Annotated in this window: 8 protein-coding genes; 7 read left to right on the top strand and 1 reads right to left on the bottom strand. The window is 74.5% G+C overall.

Going from position 1 to position 10,818, the window contains the following annotated elements:
• Positions 1–436 precede the first annotated feature (436 nt).
• The 6 genes from ACGFX4_RS40935 (at position 437) to ACGFX4_RS40910 (ending at position 7,520) form a co-directional block, all read left to right on the top strand.
• Positions 437–1,546, top strand: a complete 1,110-nt coding sequence (locus ACGFX4_RS40935; RefSeq protein WP_393086248.1) for an ABC transporter substrate-binding protein — start codon at positions 437–439, stop codon at positions 1,544–1,546.
• Between the two features lie 104 nt (positions 1,547–1,650).
• Entirely contained in the window at positions 1,651–3,282 is a 1,632-nt protein-coding gene (locus ACGFX4_RS40930; protein WP_393086246.1) for a sugar ABC transporter ATP-binding protein, read from the top strand.
• Positions 3,279–4,247 (top strand): ABC transporter permease, encoded by a 969-nt coding sequence (locus ACGFX4_RS40925; protein ID WP_393086244.1) that lies wholly within the window; start codon positions 3,279–3,281, stop codon positions 4,245–4,247. Before ACGFX4_RS40930 ends, ACGFX4_RS40925 begins: the two co-directional genes overlap by 4 nt.
• Positions 4,244–5,257 carry an ABC transporter permease gene (locus tag ACGFX4_RS40920; RefSeq protein WP_393086242.1) on the top strand — a complete coding sequence of 338 codons (1,014 nt, stop codon included), beginning with the start codon at positions 4,244–4,246 and terminating at the stop codon, positions 5,255–5,257. The genes ACGFX4_RS40925 and ACGFX4_RS40920 overlap by 4 nt, the downstream gene beginning before the upstream one ends.
• A gap of 71 nt (positions 5,258–5,328) precedes the next feature.
• Entirely contained in the window at positions 5,329–6,360 is a 1,032-nt protein-coding gene (locus tag ACGFX4_RS40915) for a LacI family DNA-binding transcriptional regulator (RefSeq protein WP_393086252.1), read from the top strand.
• Positions 6,361–6,443: 83 nt separating this feature from the next.
• Positions 6,444–7,520 (top strand): aldose epimerase family protein, encoded by a 1,077-nt coding sequence (locus ACGFX4_RS40910; protein ID WP_393086240.1) that lies wholly within the window; start codon positions 6,444–6,446, stop codon positions 7,518–7,520.
• Between the two features lie 53 nt (positions 7,521–7,573).
• On the opposite strand, the gene ACGFX4_RS40905 is transcribed toward ACGFX4_RS40910, so the two are convergent.
• A complete protein-coding gene (locus ACGFX4_RS40905) occupies positions 7,574–8,575 on the bottom strand; it encodes a LacI family DNA-binding transcriptional regulator (RefSeq protein ID WP_393086250.1) in 1,002 nt (333 codons plus the stop codon).
• A gap of 296 nt (positions 8,576–8,871) precedes the next feature.
• Here ACGFX4_RS40905 and ACGFX4_RS40900 point away from each other — a divergent pair, with 296 nt between their 5' ends.
• A complete protein-coding gene (locus tag ACGFX4_RS40900) occupies positions 8,872–10,698 on the top strand; it encodes an arabinofuranosidase catalytic domain-containing protein (protein ID WP_393086238.1) in 1,827 nt (608 codons plus the stop codon).
• Positions 10,699–10,818 lie beyond the last annotated feature (120 nt).

Below are 10,818 nucleotides of genomic sequence, written 5' to 3'. Positions count from 1 at the left end.
CGCGCCCCCCCCCCCCCCCCCCCCCGCCCGCCCGCCCCCCCCCGCCCCCCCCCCCCCCCCCCCCCCCCCCCCCCCCCCCCCCCCCCCCCCCCCCCCCCCCCCCCCCCCCCCCCCCCCCCCCCGTTCCTGTGCCGCCGCGTCGTTTTCACAACGTTGGAAACCGTGGACACGCAGGCATCTCAGCAGGACGCCCCGGCCTTGTCCAGACCTCTCACAGGAATCCGTCCCCGTGCTGCAATTCCTGCATAGATCGCCGCTGTTCAGGGCCAGTTGACGGTCCTTCAATCTCTCCGGCCGGGCTGCGCGACTTCTTGACAGCCTCTCGACGGATGCCCCACAGTCCCTCTGCAACGTTGGAAACCGGCGGGTAGCGCCGGTGGCCCCCTTCGTCCTCCCCCGCAGTCAATCCCCCGCAGTCAAGGATGTGATCGGGCGTATGAACCCCACCCAGCGCGCCAAGTCCACTGTCGCCGCGCTGCTCGTCGCCGGGCTGTGCGTGTCGGCGTCCGCGTGCACCAACCAGGGCACCGGCACGGCGTCCGGGCGCAGCCCGGGGGCCGGAGACAACAGTGCGGCGGCCCAGCAGGTCGTGTCGCCGTCGGCCGGTGCGAGCGGCCCCGGTTGCACCGCGGACACCTACGGTGCGCCGAAGCTGAACCTGACCGACGGCAAGACCGTGGTGGGGTTCTCGCAGTCGGAGTCGACCAGCAATCCGTTCCGCGCGGCGGAGACGGCGAGCATCGAGGCGGAGGCGAAGAAGCTCGGTGTGAAGCTGATCGAGCGCAACGCGAACGCCGACGTCAACGCGCAGAACGCGCAGATCCAGGACATGATCGCGCAGGGCGCGCAGGTGCTGATCGTGGCGCCGGAGAACTCGGACGGTCTGGGCCCGGCGCTGGCGGCGGCGAAGGCGAAGAAGATCCCGGTGCTGACCATCGACCGGACGGTGACCGGCGCGGCGTGCAGCGATTTCGTCGCGTTCATCGGCTCGAACTTCTACGGGCAGGCGCAGATCGCCGCCGACGACCTGGCGGCCGCCACCGGCGGTCAGGCGCACGTGGCGATCCTGCAGGGCACGCCGGGCAACAACGTGTCGGCGGACCGCACCAAGGGCTTCACCGACCAGGTCGCCGCGAAGTACCCGAACCTGCAGGTGGTGGCCTCGCAGACGGCGAACTTCGACCAGACCGAGGGGCAGAAGGTGATGGAGCAGCTGCTCCAGGCGCACCCGGACATCACCGCGGTGTACGCCGAGAACGACGGCATGGCGCTGGGTGCGATCCAGGCGATGCGTTCGGCGGGCAAGACGCCCGGCAAGGACATCAAGATCGTCTCCATCGACGGCATCCGGCAGGCGGTGCAGGGTGTGGTGGACGGGCAGCTGGTGGCGGACATCGAGACCAATCCGCGGTTCGGCCCGCTGGCGTTCCAGTCGCTGCAGGACTTCTACGGCTCCGCCGGCGTCCAGCCGAAGGTGATCATCAAGGACGGCCACTTCACCGCGGAGAACGCCCAGCAGGCGCTCGCCCAGGGCCTCGTGTACTGATCCCGCCCCCACCGGCCCCGTCGTCGGGGACCGCGCGTGGCAGCGCGCGGTCCCCGACGGCGGACCACCCCGGACCCCTCATCACCGGTAGGAGGAGCAGACCCATGGCCCAGGCCGAACCGGCCGTCCCGGCCGGGCAGCAGAGCACGGCCGCCGACCCCGTTCTGGCGGCGACCGGGATCGACAAGAGCTTCGCGGGCGTCCACGCCCTGCACGGCGTCGGGTTGACGCTGCGGCCCGGCCGGGTGCACGCCCTGGTCGGCGAGAACGGCGCCGGCAAGTCCACCCTGATCAAGGTCCTCACCGGCGTCCACCAGCCGGACGGCGGACGGCTCGAACTGGCCGGTCGGGAACGGTACTTCCGCACCCCGCTGGAGGCGCAGCGGGCCGGGATCTCGACCGTCTACCAGGAGGTCAACCTGGTCCCGATGATGTCGGTGGCCCGCAACCTCTTCCTGGGCCGCGAGCCGCGCCGCCGCGGCCTGCTGGACGTCCGCCGCATGGAGCGGGAGGCGGCGGAGCTGCTGGTCCGGTACGGCGTGGACACCGATGTCACCCGGCCGCTGCGCGAACTGGGCCTCGGCGCCCAGCAGATGGTGGCCCTGGCCCGTGCGGTGCAGGTGGACGCCCGGGTCGTCATCATGGACGAGCCGACGTCCTCGCTGGAGCCGCGCGAGGTGGACACCCTGTTCGCGGTGGTCCGCGACCTCACCGCGCAGGGCATCGCGGTGGTGTACGTCAGCCACCGGATGGACGAGCTGTACGCGATCTGCGACGACGTCACCGTGCTGCGCGACGGCCGGGTGGTGCACAGCGGCGAACTCGCCGGGCTAGCCCGGCTCGACCTGGTGGCGATGATGCTCGGCCGGGAGCTCGGCGCGGCCCGCGACCGCACCGCCCGTACCCATGACGAACGCCGCAGCCACCCGGACGACGGCCCGCCGGCCCTGCGCGCTCGTGACCTGGCGGTCCGGCACAAGGTGCACGGTGTCGGCTTCGACGTGCACCGGGGCGAGGTGCTGGGCCTGGGCGGCCTGCTCGGCTCGGGGCGCAGCGAGACCGCGAAGGCGGTGGTCGGCGCACTCGGCGCGGACGCGGGCCGGGTGGAGGTGGACGGTCGGGTGCTGGCCCGCCGCAGCCCGGCGGCCGCGATCCGGGCGGGTGTGGTGCTGCTGCCGGAGGACCGCAAGGCGGAGGGGATCGTCCCGGGCCTGTCGGTGCGGGAGAACATCGTGCTGGCCGCGCTGCCCCGGCTGTCCCGGGCGGGCATCGTCTCGCGGGCCCGGCAGGACGAGATCGTCGACCGGTTCGTCGCCCGGCTGCGGATCAAGGCGGCGAGCCCGGACCAGAAGGTCGCCGACCTGTCCGGCGGCAACCAGCAGAAGGTGCTGCTGGCCCGCTGGCTCTGCCTCGGCCCGAAGGTGCTGCTGCTGGACGAGCCGACCCGCGGCATCGACGTCGGTGCCCGCGCGGAGGTGCAGGCCCTGATCGACGAGCTCGCGGCGGACGGCCTCGGCGTGCTGCTGATCTCCTCCGACGCGGAGGAGCTGATCGCCGGCGCGGACCGCGTGCTGGTGCTCAAGGACGGCGTGGTGGTCGACGAGCTGACCGGCGACCATGTCAGCGCCGACGGCCTGCTCGACGCCCTCGCCCACGAACCGCCGGCCGCCCGGGAGGACCCGGACGGCACCGACGACCCGAACCCGAACCCCTCCCCGAACGGAGCGATCCGATGAGCGCCCCGGCCCTCGTCGCGGGCGCCCTGCGCCGCCGCGGCCCCGCCCTGCACCTGCTGCGGCGCTACGGCGTGTACGCGGCGCTGGCCGTGCTGTTCCTGGCCGCCGTGGTGCTGGACACCGGCTTCCTGTCCGCCGGGAACGTCCGCATCCAGCTGTTCCAGGTCGCGCCGACGCTGCTGGTCGCGCTCGGCATGGCGCTGGTGATCGGCACCGAGGGCGTCGACCTGTCGGTGGGCGCGGTGATCGCGCTGGCCGCCGCGGTCGTCCCGCTGTACATCGGCTGGGGCCTGCCGGTCGCGCTGCTGGTCGCCGTCGTGCTCGGCGCGGTCAGCGGGCTGGCGGGCGGCGCGATGGTGGCGTTCACCCGGGTGCAGCCGATCGTGGCGACGCTCGCCCTGATGATCGGTGTGCGCGGCATCGCCTCGCTGATCAACGGTGCCTCCGCCAAGCCGGTCACCGACCCCGCGCTGCTCTCGCTCGGCTCGGACGCGTTCGCCGGTGTGCCGCTGACCGCGTGGCTGGCCGCCGGATGCGTGGCGCTGACCGCCGTGCTGGTGCACCGCACCACCTTCGGCCGGCAGCTGGTGGCGATCGGCGACAACCGGCGGGCCGCCCGGCTGGCCGGGCTGCCGGTGCGCCGCGTGCTGCTGACGGTCTACCTGCTCTCCGGGGTGCTCGCCGCGCTGGCCGGCGCGGTGATCGTCGGGCACGGCGCGGAGGCGGACCCCGCCAACCAGGGCCGCACCATCGAACTCGACGCGATCACCGCCGTGGTGGTCGGCGGCACCCCGCTGGCGGGCGGCAGCGTCCGGGTGCTGGGGACCGTCGCCGGGGCACTGTTCATGCAGCTGATCACCGCCGTGCTCACCCAGCACAACGTGCACAGCTCCATCACCAAGATCGTCGAAGCGGCCGTCATCTGCTTCGCCGTGTACGCCTCCCAGGAGCGTGGTACCCGATGAGCACGTCCTCCCCCGCCGCCGCCCGGGCCTCGCGCCGCGGTGCGCGGCCCAGCGCCGAGACCGCCTCCGAGCGGCTCGCCGGCCGGATCCAGCGGCACGGCGCGCTCAGCGTCCTCGCCCTGGTGGTGCTGCTGGCCGCGGTCTTCTCGCCCGGTTTCGCCGGGACCGACAACCTCGGCGCCATCCTCGGCAACAACGCCTTCGTCTGGCTGCTCGCCCTCGGTCTGACCTTCGTCATCCTCACCGGCGGCATCGACCTGTCGGTCGGCTCGATGTACGCGCTCGGCGGGGTCCTGGCCGCGTGGGCCGCGCAGCACCACGGCACCTGGGCCGCCCTGCTGGTGCCGCCGGTGGTCGGCGCCGCGTGGGGCTGCGTGCACGGGCTGCTGGTCGCCCGGGCCGGCATGGCGCCGTTCATCGTGACGCTCGCCGGTCTGCTCGGTGCCCGCGGCCTGCTGCAGGTGATCACCGACGAGGGCACCACCACCTACCTGGTGCCGCGCGACTCGGCGTTCCGCTCGCTCGGCGAGGGCACCTGGACGCCGGTGCTGATCGCCGCCGTCCTGTTCGGGCTCGGGGCGCTGCTGCTCACCCGCACCCGGTTCGGCGCCACCACCACCGCCGTCGGCGGCAACGAGCACGCCGCCCGGCTGATGGGCCTGCCCGTCGCCCGGACCAAGACCCTGGTGTACGTGCTGTCCGCGACCCTGGCCAGTGCGGCCGGCACGCTCGGCAGCGCCCGGCTCGGCTCGGGCGTCACCACCGTCGGCGTCGGCTACGAACTCACCGCCATCGCCTCGGTGGTGATCGGCGGCACCCTGCTGACCGGCGGCAGCGGCTCGGTCGGCGGCACCGTCGCGGGCGTCCTGCTGCTGTCGGTGATCCACAACCTGATCGACCGGTCCGCCTCGCAGTTCGGCTCCGCCGTCACCGACACCGTCAACGGCGGTTTCCTCGCCGCCGTCGTCCTCGCCCAGGCGCTGCTCCACCGAGGGCGCCAGGACGAGTGAGCACCACCGCACCGGGCGGGCCGCGACCCGCCGCCGACCAGGACGGAACCGAGCCGAGGGAGACCAGGGCCGTGGGCGTGAGCCTCAAGGACGTCGCGATACGGGCCGGGGTGTCCGTCAAGACCGTCTCCAACGTGGTCAACGACTACCCGCACGTCAGACCCGGCACCCGCGACCGCGTCCAGCGCGCCATCGACGAGCTCGGCTACCGTCCCAACGCCACCGCCCGCCACCTGCGGACCGGCCGCAGCGGCATCATCGCGCTGGCCGTCCCGGAGCTCGGCAACCCGTACTTCGCGGACCTGGCCGCCGCCGTCATCGACGCGGCCGCGCACCACGCCCACACCGTCCTGCTCGACCACACCGCCGGGCTGCGCACCAAGGAGACCCTGGTCTCCCTCGGCTTCCGCTCCCACCTGATCGACGGGCTGATCCTCAGCCCCATCCACCTGGAGAACGACGACCTGCTGCGCCGCCGGGCCGGGCCGCCCCTGGTCCTGCTCGGCGAGCGCGAGTACGACGCCCCGTTCGACCACATCGCGATCGACAACGTGGCCGCCGCCCGACTCGCCGTCCGCCACCTGATCGGCCTCGGCCGGCACCGGATCGCCTTCGTCGGCGCCCGCCGCGACAGCCACCGGCAACCCGCCCACCTGCGGCTGCGCGGCTGGCGGGAGGAGCTCCTCGCCGCCGGCCGGACCCCGAGGGAGGACCTGGTGGTCGCCACCGACGGCTACGACCGCCTGGACGGCGCCGTGGCCATGACCCGCCTGCTCGACCTGCCCGAACCGCCCGACGCCGTGTTCGCCTACAACGACCTGGTCGCCCTCGGCGCGCTGCGCGTCCTCGCCGAGCGCGGCGTGCGGGTGCCCGAGGAGATCGCCGTGGTCGGGTTCGACGACATCGAGGACGGCCGCTACGGCGCCGTCACCCTCACCACCATCGCCCCCGACAAGGCGGCCATCGCCCGGCTCGCCGTCGACTGCCTGATCACCCGGATCGAGGCCGCCACCGACCCCGTCCCGCCCCGGCCGCGCCGCATCCTGCCCAGCCACACCCTGGTCGTCCGCGAGTCCACCGCCGGCCGCGCCGCCCGCGCCTGACCCCCCGCCCGCCCCGACAGCCGTCCGCCCGTCGCCCGTCCGCGCCGTCGCTCTGACGGACCGTCACCGTCGAAGGACCCCCGTTGCCGCTCCCGTCCGTCACCCGCAGCCCGTTCGGCACCCTGCCCGACGGCACCCCCGTCGCCCGCTGGACGCTCGACGCCGGCACCGGCGTCCGCGCCGAGGTGCTGGACCTGGGCGGCGTCCTGCACCGCCTCGACGTGCCCGACCCCGGGGGCCGGACCGCGACCGTCGTCCTCGGCCACGACACCCTGGGCGGCTACACCGCCGACACCGCCTACCTCGGCGCGCTGATCGGCCGCTACGCCAACCGCATCGCCCACGGCCGCTTCGAACTCGACGGCACGGCCCACCACGTCCCCGCCAACGACCGCGGCCACGCCCTGCACGGCGGACCCGACGGCTTCCACCGCCGCCCCTGGCGGGCCACCGCCGAGTCCGGCCGCACCCGCGCCGCGCTCCGCCTCGACCTGCACAGCCCCGACGGCGACATGGGCTTCCCCGGCGCCCTGCACGTCACCGCCGTCTACACCCTGGAACGCTCCGGCACCCTGCGGCTGGACTGGACCGCCCGCACCGACCGGCCCACCCCGGTCAACCTCACCCACCACGCCTACTTCAACCTCGCCGGCCCCGGCCGCACCGACGTGCTCGACCACCGGCTCGCCGTCGACGCCGACGCGTACCTGCCCGTGGACGCCGCCGCGATCCCGCTCGGCGCACCCGTGCCCACCGTCGGCACCCCCTTCGACCTGCGCGTCCCCCAGCGGCTCGGCGAACGCCTCGCCCACCCCGACCCCCAGCTGCGCCGGGCCGGCGGCTACGACCACTGCTACGTCCTCGCACCGCCGCCCGCACCCGGTGCACTGCGCCGCGCCGCCCGCCTGCACGACCCCGACAGCCGGCGCCGGATGGAGGTGTGGACCACCGAACCCGGCCTGCAGGTCTACACCGGCAACGGCCTCGACGGCACCCCGCACCCGCGGCACGCCGGGGTGTGCCTGGAGACCCAGCACTTCCCCGACGCGCCCAACCGGCCCGGCTACCCCGACACCGTGCTGCGCCCCGGCACCCCGCGGCACAGCACCACCGAGTTCCGCTTCCCGCACCTGCCCGCGCCGCCCGGGGAGCTGTCGTGACCGGCCGAGGTGCGGCCGCGACCGCCCGGGGTGCGGTCACGAGCAGGCCGTGGTCAGCGGGCGAGCGTACTGCTCTCCCGCACCACGACCCGGAAGCCCGGCGTGATCCGCCGGCCCGGCCCGGTGTAGCGCTGCTCGATCCGCTCCTCCAGGCAGCGCACCGCGAGCTCCGCGATCAGCCGCTTGTCGGGGGCGACCGTGGTGAGCGACGGGATCGCGTACGCCGCCTCCTCCACGTCGTCGAACCCGACGATCGCCAGGTCCTGCGGCACCCGCAGCCCGGCCTCGTGCGCGGCCCGCAGCGCACCGAGCGCCAGCAGGTCGTTGAAGCAGAACACCGCGTCGGGCCGCTGCGGCAGGCGCAGCAGCCGCCGCATCGCGGAGGCGCCGTCGGGACGGAAGTACGCGCGCACCGGCGGCAGCAGCTGCGGGTCCACCGCCAGCCCGGCGGCCTCCAGGGCCTCCCGGTACCCGGCGAGCCGCTGCTCGGCGGTGGCCCGCGGGGCCGGGTCCTGCCAGCCGATGGCGGCGATCCGGCGGTAGCCCTCGTCCAGCAGGTGGCGGGTCACCTCGCGGGCGCCGGCCACGTTGTCGATGTGCACCCGGTCGGCGACCGGCCCGAGGTCGGCCTCGCCGAGCAGCACCAGCGGGATCTCCCGGTCGCGGGCCAGCAGCGCCGCCCGGTCCAGGCCAAGCGGGCTGAGGATCACCCCGTCGATCATCGGGGCGCCCAGGCCCGAGGCGATCCGCAGCTCCGCCGCCGGGTCGCCGCCGGTGTCGTCCATCAGCACCGTGATGCCCACCCGGCGGGCCGCCGCGATGACCTCCACTGCGAGCTCCGCGAAGTACGGTGACGGCAGTTCGGGGAAGGCCAGCGCGATGACGCCGCTGCGGCCGGTCCGCAGCCGGCGGGCCATCACGTTGGGCTGGTAGCCGAGGGTGTCGATCGCCCGCTGCACCCGCTCCCGGGTCGCCTCCGCGACCGGCGTCGTCCCGTTCACCACGTTGGAGACGGTCTTCACGGAGACCCGGGCCAGCTCGGCCACGTCCTTCAACCGCGGCGCCGCCGCGCCGCCACCGCCACTGCCGTTTCCGTTGCCACTGCCACTGCCGCTCGGTACGGACAAGACCGCACCCCTCCTCCCGCCGGCCGTGCGCGAGGGAGCGGGGCCGGCAACGCCTCGACGCCGCTACTACAACGTGAGAATACAAGGTCGCCGATGAACCGCCAGTACGTGCGCGCCCGCGGCCGGGCACCCCCGCTCCGCGCCGCCGACCGGTACCGCCCCTCGCACCCCCCACCCAGAAGGAGCGCACCTTGTCCAGCCAAGCCTTAGTCCCCGCACGGAAGTTGTGGCGCGACGCGCGCGCGGCCCTGGCCGCCCTCGCGCTGGTGGTCGCCGCGCTGATCGGCCTGCCCGGGGTCGGCCACGCGGCCGCCTCGCTGCCCTGCGACATCTACGCCGCCGGCGGCACCCCCTGCGTCGCCGCGCACAGCACCACCCGCGCCCTGTTCGGCACGTACAACGGCCCGCTGTACCGGGTCACCCGGGCCAGTGACGGCGCCGCCGCCGACATCGGCCTGCTGGCCACCGGCGGCTACGCCAACGCCCAGGCGCAGGACCAGTTCTGCAACGGCAGCAGCTGCCGGATCAGCAAGATCTACGACCAGACCTCCCGGCACAACGACCTCACCCCGGGCCCGGCCGGCACCGCCGGCATGGGCAACGACCGGGGCGCGGACGCGAGCGAGATCTCCGTGACCGCCGGCGGCCACAAGGTCTACGGCGTGTGGATCTCCCCGGGCGTCGGCTACCGCTACACCGGCGTCGCCTCCGGCGTGGCCGTCAACGGCCAGCCGGAGGGCGTCTACATGGTGGCCAGCGGCACCCACGTCGGCGCCGACTGCTGCTTCGACTACGGCAACGCCGAGGCCACGCCCGCCGACACCGGCAACGGGCACATGGACGCCGTCTCCATCGCCACCACCTGCTACTTCCCGCCGTGCACCGGCAGCGGGCCGTGGGTCGAGGCCGACCTGGAGAACGGCATGTTCCAGGGCGACAACGGCTCCAACACCGCCAACCTCGGCAACAGCAGCCCCTTCGTGACGGCCGTGCTGAAGAACAACGGCCAGACCACGTACGCCCTCAAGGGCGGCAACTCCCAGTCCGGTTCGCTCACCACCTGGTGGAACGGCGCGCTGCCCAGCCGCGCCGGCTACCGCCCGATGAAGCAGGAGGGCGGCATCATCCTGGGCATCGGCGGCGACAACTCCAACTGGAACCGCGGCACCTTCTTCGAGGGCGTCATGGTCTACGGCTACCCGAGCGACGCCACCGAGAACGCCGTCCAGGCCAACGTCGTCTCCGTCGGCTACAACGGCCGCACCGACCTGCCGAACGGCCCGCAGGGCACCGTCACCGGGCCGGGCGGCCAGTGCGTCGACGTCGCCGCCGACGACACCGGCGTCAACGGCACCGGTGTCCAGCTGTGGAACTGCCAGTCGTACGCCGAGGACCAGCACTGGGTCCACAACGTCGACGGCTCCCTCGGCACCCTGGGCCGCTGCCTCGACGCCACCGGCAACGGCACCGCCAACGGCACGCTCCTCCAGCTCTGGGACTGCAACGGCGGCGGCGCGCAGAAGTGGATCCAGCAGGCCGACGGCTCGCTGCTCAACCCGCAGTCCGGCCGCTGCCTGGACGCCCCCAACGGCAACACCACCAACGGCACCCGGCTGCAGCTGTGGGACTGCAACGGCGCCGGCGCGCAGAAGTTCGCCGTCAACGGCGGCGGCCCCGTCGCCGCACCCGGCGGGCAGTGCGTGGACGTCGCCGCCGACGACAGCGGCACCAACGGCACCGCGGTGCAGCTGTGGAACTGCCAGTCCTACGCGGTCGACCAGCACTGGGCGCACGCCGCGGACACCTCGCTGCGCACCCTCGGCCGCTGCCTGGACGTGAACGGCAACGGCACCACCAACGGCTCGCAGGTCGAGCTGTGGGACTGCAACGGCGTCGGCGGCCAGAAGTGGGTCCAGCAGGCCGACGGCTCGCTGCTCAACCCGCAGTCCGGCCGCTGCCTGGACGCCCCGAGCGGCGCCACCGCGAACGGCACCCGCCTGCAGCTGTGGGACTGCAACGGCAGCGCGGCCCAGAAGTTCGCCCTGCGCTGACCCGGCGTCACCCCGAGGGGTGGGGGGGGGGGGGGGGGGGGGGGGGGGGGGGGGGGGGGGGGGGGGGGGGGGGGGGGGGGGGGGGGGGGGGGGCGCGCCGCGGGGGGGGCCGGGGGGGCG

The sequence above is a fragment of the Kitasatospora sp. NPDC048365 genome (assembly GCF_043200835.1).
In the GTDB taxonomy this organism is placed as follows: domain Bacteria; phylum Actinomycetota; class Actinomycetes; order Streptomycetales; family Streptomycetaceae; genus Kitasatospora; species Kitasatospora terrestris.
This window is presented reverse-complemented; position numbering and strand designations above follow the sequence as displayed.